The 17,336-nt window shown below is 67.1% G+C and carries 16 protein-coding genes; 1 reads left to right on the top strand and 15 read right to left on the bottom strand.

Annotated elements, in window-relative coordinates:
* From Q0R23_RS16310 to Q0R23_RS16290, 5 genes are all read right to left on the bottom strand, one after another.
* Nucleotides 1-1,058: hypothetical protein (locus tag Q0R23_RS16310; RefSeq protein WP_293914690.1), on the bottom strand; the 1,058-nt coding region annotated here is incomplete at its 3' end.
* Entirely contained in the window at nt 1,058-1,801 is a 744-nt protein-coding gene (gene ung / locus Q0R23_RS16305; protein WP_293914688.1) for a uracil-DNA glycosylase, read from the bottom strand. The genes Q0R23_RS16310 and ung, both read right to left, overlap by 1 nt.
* 503 nt (nt 1,802-2,304) lie before the next feature.
* Nucleotides 2,305-2,931 carry a helix-turn-helix transcriptional regulator gene (locus Q0R23_RS16300; RefSeq protein ID WP_293914686.1) on the bottom strand — a complete coding sequence of 209 codons (627 nt, stop codon included), beginning with the start codon at nt 2,929-2,931 and terminating at the stop codon, nt 2,305-2,307.
* Between the two features lie 36 nt (nt 2,932-2,967).
* Nucleotides 2,968-4,029, bottom strand: coding sequence for a trypsin-like peptidase domain-containing protein (locus Q0R23_RS16295; RefSeq protein WP_293914684.1), 1,062 nt, complete (start codon nt 4,027-4,029; stop codon nt 2,968-2,970).
* A gap of 76 nt (nt 4,030-4,105) precedes the next feature.
* A complete protein-coding gene (locus tag Q0R23_RS16290) occupies nt 4,106-4,609 on the bottom strand; it encodes a GNAT family protein (RefSeq protein ID WP_293914682.1) in 504 nt (167 codons plus the stop codon).
* 99 nt (nt 4,610-4,708) lie between these two features.
* Here Q0R23_RS16290 and Q0R23_RS16285 point away from each other — a divergent pair, with 99 nt between their 5' ends.
* Nucleotides 4,709-5,200, top strand: a complete 492-nt coding sequence (locus tag Q0R23_RS16285; RefSeq protein WP_293914680.1) for a hypothetical protein — start codon at nt 4,709-4,711, stop codon at nt 5,198-5,200.
* Between the two features lie 4 nt (nt 5,201-5,204).
* On the opposite strand, the gene Q0R23_RS16280 is transcribed toward Q0R23_RS16285, so the two are convergent.
* The 10 genes from Q0R23_RS16280 to Q0R23_RS16235 all read right to left on the bottom strand — a co-directional run bounded on the left by Q0R23_RS16280 (nt 5,205) and on the right by Q0R23_RS16235 (nt 17,319).
* Nucleotides 5,205-6,002 carry a nitroreductase family protein gene (locus Q0R23_RS16280; protein ID WP_293914678.1) on the bottom strand — a complete coding sequence of 266 codons (798 nt, stop codon included), beginning with the start codon at nt 6,000-6,002 and terminating at the stop codon, nt 5,205-5,207.
* Nucleotides 6,003-6,021: 19 nt separating this feature from the next.
* Nucleotides 6,022-6,567, bottom strand: coding sequence for a hypothetical protein (locus Q0R23_RS16275; protein ID WP_293914676.1), 546 nt, complete (start codon nt 6,565-6,567; stop codon nt 6,022-6,024).
* 255 nt (nt 6,568-6,822) lie between these two features.
* Nucleotides 6,823-9,834: a DEAD/DEAH box helicase gene (locus tag Q0R23_RS16270; protein WP_293914674.1), complete on the bottom strand. Its 3,012-nt coding sequence runs from the start codon at nt 9,832-9,834 to the stop codon at nt 6,823-6,825.
* A 185-nt stretch (nt 9,835-10,019) separates the two neighbouring features.
* The gene (locus Q0R23_RS16265) at nt 10,020-10,373 is read right to left on the bottom strand and encodes a DUF705 domain-containing protein (protein ID WP_293914672.1); all 354 of its coding nucleotides are present in this window, start codon (nt 10,371-10,373) and stop codon (nt 10,020-10,022) included.
* 28 nt (nt 10,374-10,401) lie between these two features.
* Nucleotides 10,402-11,991 (bottom strand): peptide chain release factor 3, encoded by a 1,590-nt coding sequence (locus Q0R23_RS16260; protein ID WP_293914670.1) that lies wholly within the window; start codon nt 11,989-11,991, stop codon nt 10,402-10,404.
* A 584-nt stretch (nt 11,992-12,575) separates the two neighbouring features.
* A complete protein-coding gene (locus Q0R23_RS16255) occupies nt 12,576-13,829 on the bottom strand; it encodes a DUF790 family protein (protein WP_293914668.1) in 1,254 nt (417 codons plus the stop codon).
* Nucleotides 13,816-15,225: a DEAD/DEAH box helicase family protein gene (locus Q0R23_RS16250; protein ID WP_293914666.1), complete on the bottom strand. Its 1,410-nt coding sequence runs from the start codon at nt 15,223-15,225 to the stop codon at nt 13,816-13,818. Before Q0R23_RS16250 ends, Q0R23_RS16255 begins: the two co-directional genes overlap by 14 nt.
* A 264-nt stretch (nt 15,226-15,489) precedes the next feature.
* Nucleotides 15,490-15,870, bottom strand: a complete 381-nt coding sequence (locus Q0R23_RS16245) for a hypothetical protein (protein ID WP_293914664.1) — start codon at nt 15,868-15,870, stop codon at nt 15,490-15,492.
* A 139-nt stretch (nt 15,871-16,009) separates the two neighbouring features.
* On the bottom strand, nt 16,010-16,852 hold the full coding sequence (locus Q0R23_RS16240) for a hypothetical protein (protein ID WP_293914662.1): 843 nt from the start codon (nt 16,850-16,852) through the stop codon (nt 16,010-16,012).
* Nucleotides 16,853-16,917: 65 nt separating this feature from the next.
* Complete coding sequence (locus tag Q0R23_RS16235; protein ID WP_293914660.1) at nt 16,918-17,319, bottom strand: hypothetical protein; 402 nt, start codon at nt 17,317-17,319, stop codon at nt 16,918-16,920.
* Between the last annotated feature and the right edge of the window lie 17 nt (nt 17,320-17,336).

Genomic DNA, 17,336 nt, shown 5'->3' with positions numbered 1-17,336 from the left:
GCCGCCCGCTTCAGCGCCGCGCTCCCTTTCCTGAGCGCCTTCTCGCTCGCCAGCATCCGCGCCAGCGCCGCCTCGCTGCGGGTCAGGCCGTCCGGTAGGGCACTGCGGGAGGCGTGGGGCTCGTAATCGTCGAGAATTTTGCCCTCCAGGTAGCGGTCGAAAATCACCGGACAGATGTAGCTCGCCCTGGTCACGGCGGGCGTGTTGCCCAGGTCGGCGGCGACGTACTTCACGCAGTCCACGAGCGCCTGCCGTGCGGCCTTCTCACTGTCCGGCGGTCCCAGTTCGGCCAGAAATTCGGCGGCCAGCAGCGTGCCGCCCCAGGTTCTGAAGTCCTTGGCGGTAAACGGCCCGATCACTTCGCGCAGGTAGGCGTTGAGGTCGCTGGCCCGCACGCGGCGGCGCACGTTCCCATCCGGTGTACTGTCCACCGACTGAAACAGCCAGGGGCCGGGCAACTCCAGCAGCTTGCCCAGGTTGGTCGCCAGCGTCCGGTCCACCGCCGTCTTGTGCTGCTGCACGGCATGTTTGCCCACGAAATCGAAGGTGACGGTGTTTCCCTCGACTCGCACATGCCGCTGGCGCAGGGTCGAGAGGCCAAACGTCTGGTGCTGCCGGGCGTAGATGTCGCTGCCCACCCGGAAGCGGGCCACGTGCAGCAGCCGGGTCATCAGCGCCAGCACCTTGCGGCGGGGCAGACCCTGCGCACTGCTGAGCCGCAGGTCCGTGGTCGTCACCGTTCGCAGGTCGGGCAGGGCGTGGGCGAAGCGGGTCAGGCGTTGCCACTTTTTCAGGGCGCCCGACTGCACGAAATCCGGGTGATAGCGGTACTGGAGCCGCCCGGCGGCGTCGCGGCCAAAGGCCTGCACCTCGGCGTCGGGACCGGGGCTCACAAACACGTCCACGTAGGCGGGCGGCACCGCCAGGGCATTGATGCGCTCGATGGCCGCCCTGCTGCGGTAGGGCTTGCCCTCCGGCGTGAAGTACCTGAATTTGCCGACCTCGTGGCCCTCGCGGCGCAGGTATTCGCCCTGAAGCAGCTCGGTGCGGGTCGGCATCAGACCCTCTCCGGCAGTTGCCAGTCCACGGCGCCGCGCCCGGCCTGCTCCAGCGCGGCATTGACCTGGCTAAAGGGCCTACTGCCCATGAAGCGGGCCATGCTCAGCGGGCTGGGGTGCGCCGACTCGATGACGGTGTGCTGAGGGGCGGTAATCAGCTTGACCTTCTTGCGGGCGTAGGCGCCCCACAGCACGAACACCACCCGTTCAGGTCGGGCGTTGACGGCCCGGATCACCGCGTCGGTAAACGTCTCCCAGCCCTGCCCGGCGTGGCTGTTGGGCTCGGCCTGGCGCACGGTCAGCACGGCGTTGAGCAGCAGCACGCCCTGGGCCGCCCAGCCTTCCAGAAAGCCGTGGCGGGGAATAGCGAAGCCCACGTCGGTGTGCAGCTCCTTGTAGATGTTGACCAGGCTAGGCGGCACGCGCACGCCGGGCCGCACGCTGAAGCTCAGCCCGTGCGCCTGACCCGCGCCGTGGTATGGATCTTGCCCCAGAATCAGCACCTTGACCTGATCCAGCGGCGTGAGGCGCAGCGCGGTGAACATGTCCGCTTCGGCGGGGTAGACCGGCCCCTGAGCCCGCTCGGCGGCCACGAACTGACTGAGCTTGGCCCAGTAGGGTTTGGCGAATTCGGGCGCCAGGGCGAGCTGCCACGATTCGGGCAATTCAGGAACAGGCGCACTGGGCGCGGCGGGGGACGGATCGCCAAACAGGCTGGGTTGCGAATCAGTCGAATCAGTCATGGAGCCTCCGGATGCGCCCCACTACAGCGCAGCGAAACCCACCGGGATTGTCTGAATTAAGAATGTCCTTGTAAAGCTTTAGATTTATCGAGCGGAGCGGCCTAGCGTCGCCAGCGGCGCTGTTCAGGCCAAGAAGCGGGCAGGCGTGCCCAGGCGCGTCCGTTCTGCCCAAGAAGCGAGTGAGGAAGAAAGTACGTCTTCTTGGGCACAGCGGCACCCGTATGGGGCCTGCCCACCTGGCGGGAGTGAAGGGATGGAGCGCTGTTTGCGGGCAGGCGTGCCCAGGCGGAGGAGTGGCATCCTCATGGGTGTCCGTTCACGACGACAGTCTGTTCTGCCCAAGAAGCGGAAGCCAGAAACGTTAGCCAGGACATACTTAACGAGTGTTGAGGGCAGCGAAAGCTTGCATGAACGTGGAGGTGGGAAGTGGCGCTTGGTCTTTGCCCACTTCCCACTCCCCCATCTGTTCCCACAAGCCACAAGCCACGCGCCACAAGCTGCTCTCAGACACTCAACACCCCCAGTTGCACGCCCCGCGTCACCGCCGCCGCCCGGCTGCCGACGCCCAGCTTGGCGTACAGCGCCTGGGCATGGAACTTGACGGTGTGCTCGCTAACGCCGAGTTGCCTGGCGGCGCGTTTGTTGCTCAGGCCCGCCGCCAGCAATTCGAGCACCTCGTGTTCGCGGGGCGTCAGGCTGGGGGCGCCCGGAGTGCCGCTGCCCAGCTCGTCGCCGGAGTCGGATGGACCCAGCTCACCCAGCTCACCCGGCCTACCCAGCAGCCCCACCTGAGCGGCGTCCAGCGCGGCCAGACCCACCGCCGCCGCCAGCACGCCCGCCAGCACGTCGAGCGGCCCGGCGCCCTCACCCAGCGCAGCCCAACCTGCCGGGGCGAGTTCAGCCAGCGTGCTGGCCCAGATGGGGCTCCCCAGCGCCACCACACCGCTCAGCTCCGAAATGGCGTCCGGGTCGGCCAGCCAGGCGTCGTCGATAACGCTCACGTCGGCCTCGGCTGGGTCGCCGACCAGGCTCAGGCCCGCGCCGCTCAGAAAGGCGCGGACCCCCGCCGCCGTCGCCGGAGAGCGCACCGCAACGTGAACGCGCAGATCGGTGAGCAGGTCACTCAGCACGCTTCAAGCCTCGCATACCCTGACAAGTTAAAGTGATTACCGCTCGCCCAGCGTGACCTGAACGTCCTGCTCCGAGCCGCCGCGCAGGATTCGCAGGGTCAGGGTCTCGCCTGAGCGGTCTCGCACGGCCTCCAGAAGCTGATTGGGATGGTGGATGCCATCGGCGCCGAGCAGCAGCAGCACGTCGCCCAGCATCAGGCCCGCCGCCTGGGCCGGGCTGCCCGCCTCGATCTGCACGATGGTCAGGCCGATTCTGCCGCCGCCTGGGCCGCCCCGGCCCGGTCCACCACCACGGGGACCACCGCCGCGAGGGCCAGCCTGATTCCAGCCGCCACCCGTCCAGTCGGCCCAGCCCTGACGGCCCCGGCCACCGCGCTCACCCCGGCCCCGACCACCGCGCTCACGGCCTTCAGAGCCAGGTCCACGCCTGCCGGGTCCGTCCTCGGCCACGCCTGCTTGAGCACCCGATCCAGACGGATTCTCCGGCTGATCTGCCTGCCCCGGAAAATGCACCGGCTGGGTGCCGATGCCCAGGTAGCCACGCGGCACCCGGCCATCGCGGGCGAGCAGGGCAGCGACGTTGAGCGCCCGCGCCGCTGGCACCGCCAGCAATTCGCCGCGTGAGAGCCCGGCGTTGGCCACACCCACCAGGCCGCCCCGCGCATCGAAGACGCCGCCGCCGGAGACGCCCCTGAACGGCGTGGCCCCGGTGGGCGCAAAACCGCGCTCCGGCATGACGGCGCCCAGAAAGCCCAGCGCGGCCTGTACCCCGCCGGGGCGGCCCACCACCAGCAGCAACTCGCCCACGCTGGCGCCCTGGCTGGCGCTGACAGCGGGCAATTTCAGCCCCTCGGCGCGGAGCAGCGCCAGGTCGGTGGCGGGGTCGCGGCCTACCACCTGGGCCATCAGCTCGCGGCCATCTTGCGTCAGGATCTTGACCTCATCGCCGTGCAGGACGTGGGCGACGCTCAGAATCTCGCGCTCGCCGGTCACCACGCCGCTGATGCGCCGCCCGGCCAGCACACTGACGATGGACTGGGATGTCTGGGCAACGGCATCGGCCATCGCCGCCGAAAGATCATGGAAAGTTGTGGTCATGCGGCCATGTTGCGCCCAGCCCGGCCCGCCGCGCATCCGCCGAATGGAGAGCTGGCCGTTCGGGGAGGGTGCAGGCTCAGGGCCGGTACCGCTGCCGGGTCAGCACGTAACGGGTCACGTCCACCAGCGTGCCCTGGTAGATCTCCGACTCAGCGTAACCGCCCTCCACAAACCCCAACCGGAGCATCAGCGTGTGCGAGGGCCGGTTGGGGGCATGGACCGTCGCCGTGATGTCCTGCAAGTTCAGAGAACCGAAAGCGTGCGCCAGCAGCAGCCGCCCCGCCGTCAACCCCAGCCCCCGGCGCCAGTGAGTCCGCTCGATGGCGATGCCGAACTCACCTGTATGGGCGCTCAGAAAAGCCAGATCGACGTGACCGACCAATTCGCCGCCCAGGTCGACGCCCAGGCGCAGGAAATCGTCAGGCGTTCCGGCGATGATCCCGGCCCAGTGCTGCCGGATGCTCTGGGCACTCAGGTCCGGCGCCCAGTCGTTGGCGCGGCAAAACTCGGCGTCGGCGCCCCAGCGAGCGGCGCTGTGTTCATCACCGGAGCGCAGGGGCCGCAAACTCAGAGCGTCCATACCGGGCATTTTGCCACGCCCGTGCCAGCGTCGTTCGTACCGGAGCTGCCAACCGAGACGGCCTCGACGATGCTGCATGCCTCAGACTTGAAGGCGAGCATGACCGCGCCCACTCCGCACCCCAACCTCGTGGCCGTTCTCCGCCCCTCGCCCCGGTCGGCGTTCACATCGCTGACGATGCTGGGCTTCGCGGCTGGCGCCCTCACGCTGGCCGTGACCAGCGACCTGGCGCTGTGGCAACGGCTGGGGCTGGGCGCGGTGGGAACGTACCTGCTCTACGCGCTGGGCAACAACGTCCGGGCGCAGCGCAGGCCGCCGCAGCTCAGCCAGGACGGATTGTTTTTATACCGCCGACCCGAAGGGGACCTGCTGCTGCGCGGCCAGCTCGTGCCCTGGGCAGCTATTCACAGCCTGAGTTTCGAGCCGGGCGGGGTGGTCTGGACCGAATATGAGGTGACAGAGGGTCGCCGGATGCGCACCCGCCGGGACTCCACCGACACGGCGCTGCTGAGCAACGGCGCCGAGTTTCGCCGGGCGCTTGGAGACGCGGCAGCCTGGCACAACCTGGACGTGAATGGGGAGACGGACTGAGCCGTTATTGCCGATCGCCCTCCAACTGTTGTCTGCGCAGCAGCCGCCTCAGCGGCCCTTCCCGCTTCTCCATGCTGCCGCCGACGGCGAAGTAGGCGCACAGCAACCTGACCCAGTTGCCGGGCTGGCCGGGCCGGGCGGCGATGGGGTTCATGATTTCGGCGGCGGCGGCGAGTTCTTCTGGGCTGGGCAGGCGGTAGCGGTTCTCGTGAACCACCAGTTCACGGGGCAGGCGGGGACGCTGGGGCGTGTCCTCGGCGCTCAGGCCGATGGTCAGGGCGGCGAAGGGCAGCACGCCGGGCGGCAGCGCCAGCAGCTCGCTGATGTCGCCGGGCGCGTTCATCACCCCGCCGATCCAGCAGCCCTGATAGCCCAGCATCTCGGCAGCCAGGAGCATATTCTGGCCCGCCAGCACGGCGTCACCCAGCGCGAAGTGCAGGTCCGAGGTGGGTGAGTGGCCCGGTTCAGCGCCGCCGTGCGCCACGAACTGACGCACCCGGTAAGCGTCGGCGCAGATCACGAAACTCTCGGAGGCCGCCGCGATATGCGCGTTGCCGCTCAGCTCGGCCACCCGTTCTCTGATCTCACCCGTCAGCCGGATCAGCGAGTAGAGCTGCGCCGTGGCGTCGGTGGGAGCCCGCTGCGCCGCGTACAGAATGGTGTCCAGATGCTCGGCGGGCATGGCGGACGGCTGGTAGCGGCGCACGGTCCGGTGGGCGGCGAAGAAGGCCCGCACCTCGTCGGGGCTCTGGGTTGGAGGGGTCTGGGCGCGGGTGGGAATCACAGAAACAGGCACAGTCATGGCCGGAGTCTAGACCAGCTCAGCGCTTCGGGGTGGCCTGGAGCGTGGCCTGAAGGGTGGCCGAGCATTCACCCAGCGAGGTGCTCACGCCCTGGACCAGCCGTGAGAGCTGGCCGCTGAGCACCTTGAGCTTGCCGGAGGTGGGCAGGTTCAGGCGGCAGACGTAGGGCTCACCCGCCGCGCCGCCGTACCAGACGAACTGGGCGGCGCGGTCAGCCGGGGCGTAGAGCAGCGCCGCCTCCTTGCCGGGCAGCGACATCACCCGGCTAAGCAGCAGCGGATTCATGTTGGCGTAGATTTTGTCATCACCGCTGGCCTGGCCCGCCGTGGGCCGCGCGGCCTCGCCCAGCAGCGTGTCGCTGGCCTGCGGATAGCCGTAGAAGCTGTTGGTGGGCACCTCCAGGCGAAAGGCCGCCCCGGTGGAGGCGCTGGCGGGCACTTCCAGCAGCCATATCTGGCCGGTGGTGAAGGGCGAATCGCCGGGCAGCGCGGTGCAGGCGCTGAGTGTACCGAGGCCCACCAGCAGTGCGCCGCCCAGGACGCGCCATGAAGCTCTATTGGTCATGTTCTCAGGGTAGCGCGGTTCAGAGCAGTTCTCCGAATGACGTCATCGGGATAACGGCCTCTCCTGCGGAGCTCTGCGAGTCACAATGACTCCATTGTCGACTCCATTGTCCTGGGCAAAACGGCACCCGTGTCGTGAACGGACGCCAATGAGGGTGCCACTCCTCCCGTATGGGGCCTGCCCGCCTGCGTCCTGCTCGCCGTCGTTCACTCCCGCTGCCCCGGTCATGAAAAAGGGGTTTTTATGACAAATGCTCTAGGCGCCTTGGACGCTCAGGTCTTCGCTGGTTTCTTCAAGCGGCGCGAACAATCTATCCAGGTCGCCCGCGCTGAGGCTGGCGGCGTCGCTCAGACCGCCGCCCAGCACGCCCTTCGAGAGCGCGGCCTTGCGGCCCTGCATCTCCAAGATGCGCTCCTCGACGCTGCCCGCCGCGATCAGCCTGTACACGAACACCGGCTTGTCCTGGCCGATGCGGTAGGCCCGGTCGGTGGCCTGGTTCTCGGCGGCGGGGTTCCACCAGGGGTCGTAGTGGATGACCGTATCGGCGGCGGTGAGGTTCAGGCCCACGCCCCCGGCCTTAAGGCTGATCAGAAACACCGGCTTGTGCCCGCCCTGAAACGAGTCGATCTGCTCGGCGCGGTCCCTGGTCTGGCCGGTCAGCTTGGCGTAGGGAATACCCAGCTCAGTCAGGGTGCCCTCCAGGTGGCCCAGCAGCGTGGCGAAGGCCGAAAAGATGAGTACCCGGCGACCCTCTTCGAGCATCTGCGGCAAATTGGCGACCAGCCAGTCGAGCTTGGCGTTGCTGGTGACCTTGCCCGCCGCCGCCAGCTTGACCAGTCTGGGGTCGGTGACGGCCTGGCGGAGTTTAAGCAGCGCGTCGAGCACGGCGATGGTGCTGCGCGAGAGCCCCCGCGCCGCCAGCTCCTCACGCAACCGCTCCTGCATGGTCAGCCGCACGGTTTCGTAGAGGTCGCGCTGGTCGCCCTCCAGGGTCAGGCGAATGGGAATCTCGGTCTTGGGCGGCAGCTCGCGGGCCACCTCCTGTTTCTCGCGGCGCAGCAAAAAGGGCCGGACGCGGGCGGCCAGCGCGGCGCGGCGCATCAGGTCGCCCTGCTTTTCGACCGGCGTGCGGTAGAGCTGGGTAAAGACCTTCTCGGTGTGCAGCAGCCCCGGCATCAGAAAGTTGAACTGCGACCACAGCTCGCCCAGGTGGTTTTCCAGCGGCGTGCCGGTCAGGCAGACGCGGTGCCGGGCCGTGAAGCTTCCCGCCGCCCTGGCCGCCACGCTGCGCGAATTCTTGATGTTCTGGGCCTCGTCGAGAATGATCAGGTGGAATTCATGCTCGCGCAGGGCGTCCACGTCGCGGGAGAGCAGCGGGTAGGTGGTCAGCACCAGGTCGAAGTCGGGAATACGGGCAAAGTCAGCGCGGCGGGCCGGGCCGTGCAGGGTCAGCACGCTCAGCTCCGGCGCGAAGCGGGCCGCCTCGCTGCGCCAGTTGCCCAGCACGGAGGTCGGGGCGACGACCAGGCTGGGCCGGTCTGCCCGCCCGGCATTCTTCTCGGTCAGGAGGTGGGCCAGGGCCATCAGCGTTTTTCCCAGCCCCATGTCGTCGGCCAGAATGCCGCCCAGGCCATACTCGCGCAGAAACTGGAGCCAGGCCAGACCCTGAAGCTGGTAAGGCCGCAGCTCGGCACGCAATCCCTCTGGCGGCTCCACGCTCTGAATTCCGGCAAAATCACGTAGCCGCCGCCCCAGCTTCAGCAACTCGTCGGCGCCGACCCAGCGGGCACGCAGGCTTTCTTCCAGGGCGGCCAGGCGGGCGGCGTCGATGAGGGGCAGCCGCAGCGGGCCTGGCGGCAGCTCGCGCAGGTTCAGCTCGACCAGCACGCTCAGAATGGCCCGGACCCGGCCAGCGGGCAGGCCCAGGCGTCTCCCGTCGGGCAGCGCGGCATAGAGCAGTTCGTCGTCCGGCAGGGCGGCCAGGGCCTCGCTGCTGAGCAGATCGCTGCGCCGGGCGATCAGGTCCACCAGGATCGGCAGCAGGCTCAGCTTCTCGCCGCCGACGATCACGCCCAAATCTAAGGTAAACCAGCCGCCGTCCTGCTGCGCCTCGCCGTACCAGTCCTCGATGTCGGCCAGGTGATACGGAAAGGCCGGGGTGAGTTCGGTGCGAATCCCCTTGTCTTCGAGCACGGGCCGCCCGACGCGCATGAATTCCAGCCACTCGGCCTCGCTGGCGTACCCCAGCAGGTTGCCGCCCTCCCCGGTCAGGCGCTGGTTGGGCGGCAGCAATTTGCCCAGCTTCTTGAACCCGGCGCGGGTCAGCAGGGTGGCGGCGCGTTTCTCGGCAGCGGGGTCGCGCACCTGAATGCTCAGCACACCGTTCTCGAAGTGGGGCGCCCCGCCGTTCCAGGGCTGATCGCCGTAGAGGTGAACGAGTTCGGCCACGCCCTGCGGCTGGCTGCGCGGCATCGGGCCGTAGGCGTGTTTGCGCCCGGTGGGCACCAGCCGGTAATCGAGCCTCAGCAGCGCCTGGTAGGGCAACTTCACCTCGCGGCGCTCGATGGGCCGGGGTGCGGGCAGCGCCGCGCCGAGCTGGGCACGCATCACCTCCGAGAGTGCGCCCGCCTCTTCCGGCGGCACCGGGGGTATTTTCAGAAAAGCGTCTTCGAGTTCCGGCGGCAGCGAGGGCTGAACCCGCCCCAGCCGCCCTCCCAGCACGTACCACGGCGGCGCGATAGGCAGCAGCTCGGCGCCTTCGGGCAGCCGCTGCACGGGCCGCTGCACCCCGGACTCGTCGACGGTCCAGTCGAGGGTATCGGTCAGCGGCTCTCCCAGACGTAGCAAGCTCAGACTCGCGCCCCACAGCAGCCGCCCGCTGGCGACCAGGGTTTCGAGAATCACCGCGCCCAGCGGCGTATCGGCCAGAAACAGCGCTTCCTCGTTGCCCAGCACGCCGCCCTGGGTATTGCTGGCCAGCAGCCGCAGCGCGGCGTGGTCGCGCCGGGCGTAGATGGGCAGGTCGCGGGCGCTGCCCGACAGGTCGTATCTGAGCGCATACGGCAGCTTGAACACGCCGCCCAGCCGGAATTCGCCGCCTTCCTGCACCGCCCGGCGCACCTGCACGGTGAGCACCGGGCGCCCACGCCGGTAGGGCTGCACGCCCAGCACGAACACCAGCGTGTTGCGCTCGGCGTCGCCCACGTCGTCCAGGCGCAGCCGGGTCTGTTCCAGCCAGCGTTGCAGGGAAGCGGAGATCGGCGTCACCGGATCGCCCGTTCCAGCAGCGGGCCAGCCTGAGCACAGAGAAACCGGAAGTCCATCCGGCTATTGTCGCGCACCTGGGCCGGGACAAGTGCAAGTGCCCAGGGTGGCGGCGCAGGGCAGGTATACTGGAAGGCTAGCTTGTGGCGCGTGGCTTGTGACCTGTGGGAAAAGCGAAGAGGTGTGGCTCAGGGCTGAGCTGGACGCTGGCCGAGCTGTGAGCGGTAGTCGGCCAGCGTCTGGGCAACAGTCTGGTTGGGATGGACCTGCACCAGCCGCCGCCAGGCTGAGATGGCCTGATCGTCGATCATCACCTGGGGCTTGGGCAGGAAGGCCCGGAAGCAGTCGTCCAAGCCGCACTCCTGGGCGCTACGCCGGGCATAATCGGCCCCGCCCGAACTCCAGCAGTACAGCTCGGCGCCCGCCTCGAACAGCGAGCGGACGTGCGCGATGACGGCGGGCATCCTGATGCGGCTCGTGCCGTAATTGCGGATCAGGGTCTCGTCCACATCGACATAGATGACCAAAATATAGATGACCAAATAGGGGGGATGACGAGCGGCGCCCCACTCACACCCGCGTCAGATCCTTGGGCAGCGGCAGAAACTCGATCTGCGGGTGCTGCTGACGGGTGTAGTCCAGGTCGTAGCGGCTGCGAAACAGCATCACCGGGCGGCCCTGGTCGTCTTCGACGTGGCGGGCGAAGCGGGCGACCTCCGAGGTGTCACCGGCCAGCCAGCGCACCAGCTCGTAGGCGGTGACGTGCATCTCGACCTCCACACCGTATTCCTCCGATAACCTGGCCTGGAAGACCTCGAACTGGAGCGGCCCCACCGCGCCCAGGTAGGGATCGCGGGCGCCGTCGGTGGGAAAGAAGACCTGCACCACGCCCTCCTCGGCGAGCTGGGTCAGGCCCTTCATGAACGCCTTGCGCTTGCCCACATCGCGCAGCGAGAGGGTGGCGAAATTTTCGGGCGTGAAGCGCGGGAAGTCCGGCAGCTCCAGCTTGGGCTCGATGCTGATGACGTCGCCGATCTGAAAGACGCCGGGGTTGACCAGGCCCACGATGTCGCCAGGGTAAGCGTCGTCGACCTTCTCGCGGTCCTGGGCAAATAAGGTGTGCGCCTGCGAGAGCCGCAGCTTGCGCCCGGTGCGGGTGTGCGTCACGTCCATGCCCCGAACGAAGTGGCCGCTCATGACCCGCATGAAGGCGGTGCGGTCGCGGTGTGCCCGGCTCATGTTGGCCTGCAATTTGAAGATGAAGCCCGCGAAGGCCGCCTCCGGTTCGCGTTCGCCCAGGTTGGTCTCGGTGGCACTGGGCGAGGGGGCCAGCTTCACGAAATTATCCAGAAAGTGCTCGATGCCGAAGTTGTTCATGGCGCTGCCGAAGAAGACCGGCGTGACCTGCCCGGCCAGGAACGCCGCGCTTTCAAACACGGTCATGGCGCCCTCGATCAGCTCCACGTCGGCGATCAGTTTGGCGGCCAGGTCGGCGCCGACCAGTTTGGCGAGTTCGGGATCGTCCAGGCCCGCTGTCTGCACGGGGGCACGTTGCTTACCCCGCGCCGTGCGCTCGAAGACCAGCACCTGCTTGGTCTGGAGGTCGTAGACGCCCTTGAAATCCGGGCCGTCGCCGATGGGCCAAGTCAGCGGAATAGCGGCGATGCCCAGCGTCGTTTCGACCTGTGAGAGCAGCTCGAAGGGGTCCACGGCGGGCCGGTCCATCTTGTTGATGAAGGTCAGAATCGGAATGCCCCGGTTGCGGCAGACCGCAAACAGCTTCTCGGTCTGCGCCTGCACGCCTCTGGCGGCGTCGAGCACCATCAGCGCGGAGTCGGCGGCGGTCAGGGTCCGGTAGGTGTCCTCCGAGAAGTCCTGGTGGCCGGGCGTGTCGAGCAGGTTGACATGCCGCCCGGCGTACTCGAAGGTCAGCGCCGAGCTGGAAATACTGATGCCGCGCTGCTGCTCGATGCTCATCCAGTCCGACGCGGTGTGGCGGCTGCCCTCGCGGGCGGTCACCGATCCGGCCTCCTGAATGGCGCCGCCGTAGAGCAGCAGTTTTTCGGTGATGGTCGTCTTGCCCGCGTCCGGGTGAGAGATGATGGCGAAGGTGCGGCGGCGCAGGGTTTCGCGCTCCAGGCTGGCGGTAGTCGTGGTCATGGCTGCTCCTGCGGGCGTCTGGGAGCCCGGTTTTTTGGTGTGGTGATGCTGCGCTTCTGCGACTCGGAGCCGGGCGGGGCTAGGGCGGCGTGAGGAGAAACGTCATGACCGCATCATACCGCGCCGGGGCGGCGGGGCAAAGGTACAACTGCACGGCCAGTTCAGAAGCGGCGTGGGGGCGGTTGGGTCGCGTCTCTGGGCTGGACGTGCTGGTGGCGGTTGAGTTGTGCTGTTGGGCTTCAGCGCCGTGCCAATGCGTCGGCTCCCCCACCCCCCAGCCCCCGCCCCGGTGGGGCGAGGGGGTTGGTCGCTCCGCTATGGATGGTACTTCCCATCCGTCCCACACGCACTTTGTGTCACCGCGTTCTCCACATCGTGTAGGTCACGTAGGGCGCCCGTGCTCCATATCGGGACATAACTGACTTCGCTGGAAGCCAGTGGTCTACTTCAGTGGAAAACAGCGACTGAGTGTGCGTTTTCGACCCTCTACCGCTGGGAGAGGGCCTTGCGAAGCAAGGGGTGAGGGTAGTGAGCGCAGCTCATGCCCTTATCCCTCTGCCCTCCCCACTTCCCACTCCCCTCCCTCACCCACTGCGCTTCCACGCCCCGCTTTCCGTGGGCTGCCGCGCCAGCTTCTCGGCCAGCTCCAGCACGCGCTTGGGGTCGAGGACGCCTTTGAAGTAGAGCAGGTGGTCGGTCATGCTGGTGATCTTGACTCCGGCCTTGTCCAGATTCAGCCGCTCGCTGACCGCCACGATCACGTCCGTGCGGCCCGATTTGCCCAGCCGCTCGAACTTCTTGGTCAGGTATTCCGGGCGCCAGTAGCCGACGATCTCCAGCAGCACGCTGCGCCCGTCCGGATGCAGCAGCCGGAAGTCAGGAATGATCACGCCGCCGGGCACCGGCACCAGGTCCACTTCCCGTTCCAGCAGCCAGGGCGTATCGAGTTTGAGGAAGCGGTCCGCGAAGCCGGATTCCAGCGCCGAGTCGTACTCCTTGGGCGGCGGATAGTGGCTGACGTAGCCGTCCTCCGAGGTCAGTTGAAACGACCACTCGTCGTCTTTGGGATCGACCCAGGCCAGGTCTTTTCTCGGTTTCAATGCCGCCGACAGATCCCACTGGGTGACGTGCAGCAGCGCAGGGAGGAACTTGGCGAGGCTCAGGCCGTAGCGGGTCGTGCCGCCAAATAAGCTGGTGGGGCCGTCCATCGTCAGGGTGAAACCGTAGCTGGCGTCGCCCTCCACCGTGACCATCAGGCCGAAGAATTTGACGTAGGAAATCAGTTGCTTGTAGCGGGCCGGTTCGTTGCGCCGGGCGGTGATAATCAAACTGTAGGCGCGGTACAAGAGCCCCTGGGCCTGGGCCAGATTGAAGCGGTCCAGCAGCGTCTGCGGATCGGGCGCCTCGAAGTCGATGAGCGTCTGCTGGTCGGGCAGATCGGCGTAGAGGGCTTCACTGACCTCTTCGGGGTCGGCGCCGAGGCTGCGGGCGGCCTGCTCCAGAATGTCCGCCCGGCGCCAGCGGGCAGGCGGATGCGCCTGGGACAGCTCGAAGACCCGTGAGCGGACCAATCCCGGCGAGAGCACACCCCCGGTGGCAAACACGCTGTGGTCGCCCGATAAGATGTGCGCCAGGCCGCGCAGCGCCCGGACATCGCGGCGGCCTTCCTCCAGCGTTTTCAGCTCCTCGGTCAATTCGAAGCGCTTCCTGCCGACGCTGGCCTCGAACAGTTCGGTCAGGCGGGCGATCAGGGCCGTGTTGGTGGGATTGGGCTTGAGGAGGCGCGGCTGCACCACCCCGGCCTTGACCCCGAACGACAGCAGCTCAGTCGGGAGCATTGACGCTCTCCCAGGTGGTGTTCGGCACGATGGGCGCGCGTCCGGCCTGCCATTCGCCGCGCCGCTGCTGGCTGACGCGCTCTTCACTGGTGCCCTCGGTGACGACCTCGTACAGCACGGCCTTCTTACCTTTGGCCTGGCGCAGAATCCGGCCTAATCTCTGAATGTGCTCGCGCTCGGTGGCGGTCCCCGACAGCACCACGGCGATGCTGGCTTCCGGCACGTCCACGCCCTCGTTGAGCACCCGGCTGGTGACCAGGATGCGGTAGGTTCCGGCCCGGAACTGCTGGAGCAGGTCGTGGCGCTCCTTGACCGGCGTCTGATGCGTGATGGCGGGAATGAAGAACTCGCGGCTGATTTTGTAGACGGTGGCGTTGTCGTCGGTGAAGATCAGGGTGCGCTCGGCAGGGTGGTTCGCCAGAATCTCCTCGAGCACCCGCAGCTTGCCCTCCGTCCCGAAGGCGATGGAGCGGGCCTCGCGGTGCGCCAGCATGGCCCGGCGTCCGTCGAGGGTGCCGCTGGACATGATGAATTTCTGCCAGCCGTCGAGCGAGCCCAGTTTGATGTTCATGCGGTACAGGAACTCGTTGCGAAACTTGATCAGCTCGTCGTAGCGGGCCTGCTCGGCGCTGCTGAGGCGAATCAGGATGCGCGTCTCCTGGTAGTCGGCCAGCGTGCCGCCCCGCAGCTCGGACGGCGCCTTCTGGTAGACCACCGGGCCGATGAGGGTATCGAGGTCGATCTCGCGCCCGTCGCCGCGTTTGGGCGTGGCGGTCAGGCCCAGGCGGTAGGGCGCCAGGCTCATTTCGGCGATCACCCGGCTGTACGGCGCGGGCAGGTGGTGGGCCTCGTCGAAGACGATCAGGGCGTATTTGGCGGCTAGACTCTCGGCGTGGATGGTGGCCGAGTCGTAGGTGCTGATGAGGATGGGCGTCTCGTCGCGGCTGCCCCCGCCCAGCAGGCCGATATTGGCGTCGGGAAAGGTCGCCAGTAGCCCGGAGTACCACTGGTGCAGCAGGTCGATGGTCGGCACTACAATGAGGGTGCTGCGCGGCGTGTCGCGCATGGAGAGCTGGGCCACGAAGGTCTTGCCCGCGCCGGTCGGGAGCACCACCACACCCTGCCGCCCGGCCCGCTTCCAGGCGGTCAGCGCCTCGGTCTGGTGCAGGTACGGCGTGACCTCGCGGCTGACCCTGAGTTGCAGCGTCTGGAAGGCGGCGGCCTCGTCGGTGTGGGGAATTTCAAACGCCCGTAGTTTTTCGAGCACTTCGCGGTAACACTGCCCCGGCGCCCGCCACAGTTGCGAGCGGGCGTCCCAGGTGAACAGCGGCGCGATCACCTCCGGCAGCGCCCAGGTAATCAGCGTGCCCCGATCATGCCGCAGCGTCACCGTCATGGGGAGAGAATAGAGGAAGTGTAGATGTGAAACAGGTCAGGTGTTACTGAACGAGGAATCGAGATAGGTTGAATGTGATTTAGTTGTTCCAGCCTTAAATAGACAGTCGTCGTCCTGAGCATTGCGAAAGATCTCGCTTTCAACGACGAGATTTTTCGCTGCGCCCAGAATGACGAAGTTTGGTTGTAGTCCGACGAACTCGACTTGAAATGCTCGCTCGGTCATCCACAAACCGGCGTAAAATCAAACGGTCAGATTTACCGCTCAGGCTTTCTGCTGGTGATACTCCTGAATGTGGTCGTAGACGTGCTGCGGAAAGTCCAGATCGCGGTAGACGTTGCCCTCGTCGGGGTTCTCGGCGTGGGGAATGATCGGGAAGTCCTGCTTGGCCTGGTACTCCATGATTTTGGCGCGGCCCGGCGGGCTGTAGTCGGCTTCCTGCACCTGCTGAACCAGTCCACGGGCCGCCTCGTCGCTGAAATCCTGGTCCTTGGAAAGCTGGGTGACGAGTTCGTCCTCGCTCAGAAAGTGGCGGGCCACGATGGCGTAGACCAGCCGTCCGTAGTGGCCGATGTCCTTTCCGTCGTCCAGGGCTTGCGTCAGGTGGGCCATCATGTCGTTGCTCTGCATATCGTTCAGGGGCATAATTTTTCCTAGGTCTTTAGCTTAGGACGTAGCGAGCTGGCAAGCATGACCGCCGCCTGAAGTGGCCTTCACGCTTGTTATCCAAACGCAGAGGCCGCCTGAGCGACCCTGCGCTCAGACGGCCCCGCACCTGTGTGGCTTACGGCTGGCGCTGGACTTCGAGTTTCAGGCAGCCGGGCGCACCTTCCGGCACGATGCTCAATGTCTGTGCGTCCTCGCTGAGCGTCACTCTGCCGCCCACACCGAAGGTGAAGCCCTGGGGACGCGAGACCCAGTTGCTCTGGAGGTTGACCAACCGGTCTCCCTGGAGGCGCGACTGCACATCGAGCGTGCCTGCCGGAACGAAGGGGTTTTCGGGCAGCGGGTAGAAGCTCAAGCGGGTCTGGATGATGCCGTCGGCTTTGCCCTGTACGGCCATCAGCAGGCCGGTGCTGCCCTGGGCGCAGATGTAGCGGCCCACCCAGACGCCGGTCAGGGCGCTGGCGTCGGTTCCGGCGGGCTGGGGTACTGGTGTGGTCGGTGCGGGCGTGACTGGTGCGGACGTGACTGGTGCGGGCACCGCCGCCTGGGCCAGCGTGGGCGCCGTTCGGGTGAAATACAGGCCGCTGCATCCGGTCTGGGCAGGCAGGGTCGCGGTGATGGTGCGCCCGGCGTCCTTGACGCCAGCTTTCAGGTTGGGAAACGACCTGCCGGTGGCCGTGGCCGTGAAGTCGATGGCGTTGCCGCTGAGCGTCCCGGTGAGCCGAACCGGGGCCTTGACCAGATCGGCACCGGACACCCCACCCGTAACGCTCAGCGGCTGCAACAGCGCCTCGAACCTGTCGCCGGTCATCCGGACATCGAGGCGGGCCGTCACCAGGGCATTTTTCTCGCAGCGGAGGGTGCCGCGCCAGGCGCCATCGAGGCTGCTCTGAGCGTCCTGCGCCCCCGCCTGAGCCGCCAGCAGACCCAGCAGGGTCAGCGCCGCGAATGATCGGTTCAAGTTCAGCATGGTAAGCCTCCGAAGGCCACTGTACCAGGCAAATCCAGCTCAGGTCACACTGATGCTCAGTGACTGAAATAGAAGCTCTCGCAGCCGATCTTTGGGCCGAAACCGCCGACCAGGACGCGCCCACCCTCCCGCACCGTCGCGCTCAGGTTCAGCGGCGCCCCGCCCGGCCCCGGCGTGCTGAAACTGATGGTGTTGCCGTTGCGTGTGCCCGACAGCGGCGCGGCGGTTCTGGGCAGTCTGGCGCCGGGCATGCCCGAAACGCCCACCGCCGTTACGGTGCCGCTCACCTGGCGCCCCTGCGTCCGGAGGCTGAGCCGGGCGCTGATAACGGCCTTTTTCTGGCAGCGGATGGTGCCGCTCCAGGTGCCGTCGAGGCTGCGCGGTTGAGTCTGGGCCGACGCGGCGCCAAGCACGCTGAGCAGGCTCAGGCTGGCGAGCAGAGAAGCAATCGTCTTCATGCACCCACTCTAGAGCA

Origin of the sequence: Deinococcus sp. (assembly GCF_025362455.1) — a bacterium.
GTDB lineage: Bacteria > Deinococcota > Deinococci > Deinococcales > Deinococcaceae > Deinococcus.
This window is presented reverse-complemented; position numbering and strand designations above follow the sequence as displayed.

Bases quoted from the DNA above. Each gene is read 5' to 3' on its own strand.
- ung (WP_293914688.1), bottom strand. From the start codon at position 1,801: ATGACTGATTCGACTGATTCGCAACCCAGCCTGTTTGGCGATCCGTCC.
- Q0R23_RS16295 (WP_293914684.1), bottom strand. From the start codon at position 4,029: ATGACCACAACTTTCCATGATCTTTCGGCGGCGATGGCCGATGCCGTT.
- Q0R23_RS16290 (WP_293914682.1), bottom strand. From the start codon at position 4,609: ATGGACGCTCTGAGTTTGCGGCCCCTGCGCTCCGGTGATGAACACAGC.
- Q0R23_RS16285 (WP_293914680.1), top strand. From the start codon at position 4,709: ATGACCGCGCCCACTCCGCACCCCAACCTCGTGGCCGTTCTCCGCCCC.
- Q0R23_RS16280 (WP_293914678.1), bottom strand. From the start codon at position 6,002: ATGACTGTGCCTGTTTCTGTGATTCCCACCCGCGCCCAGACCCCTCCA.
- Q0R23_RS16275 (WP_293914676.1), bottom strand. From the start codon at position 6,567: ATGACCAATAGAGCTTCATGGCGCGTCCTGGGCGGCGCACTGCTGGTG.
- Q0R23_RS16260 (WP_293914670.1), bottom strand. From the start codon at position 11,991: ATGACCACGACTACCGCCAGCCTGGAGCGCGAAACCCTGCGCCGCCGC.
- Q0R23_RS16255 (WP_293914668.1), bottom strand. From the start codon at position 13,829: ATGCTCCCGACTGAGCTGCTGTCGTTCGGGGTCAAGGCCGGGGTGGTG.
- Q0R23_RS16250 (WP_293914666.1), bottom strand. From the start codon at position 15,225: ATGACGGTGACGCTGCGGCATGATCGGGGCACGCTGATTACCTGGGCG.
- Q0R23_RS16245 (WP_293914664.1), bottom strand. From the start codon at position 15,870: ATGCCCCTGAACGATATGCAGAGCAACGACATGATGGCCCACCTGACG.
- Q0R23_RS16235 (WP_293914660.1), bottom strand. From the start codon at position 17,319: ATGAAGACGATTGCTTCTCTGCTCGCCAGCCTGAGCCTGCTCAGCGTG.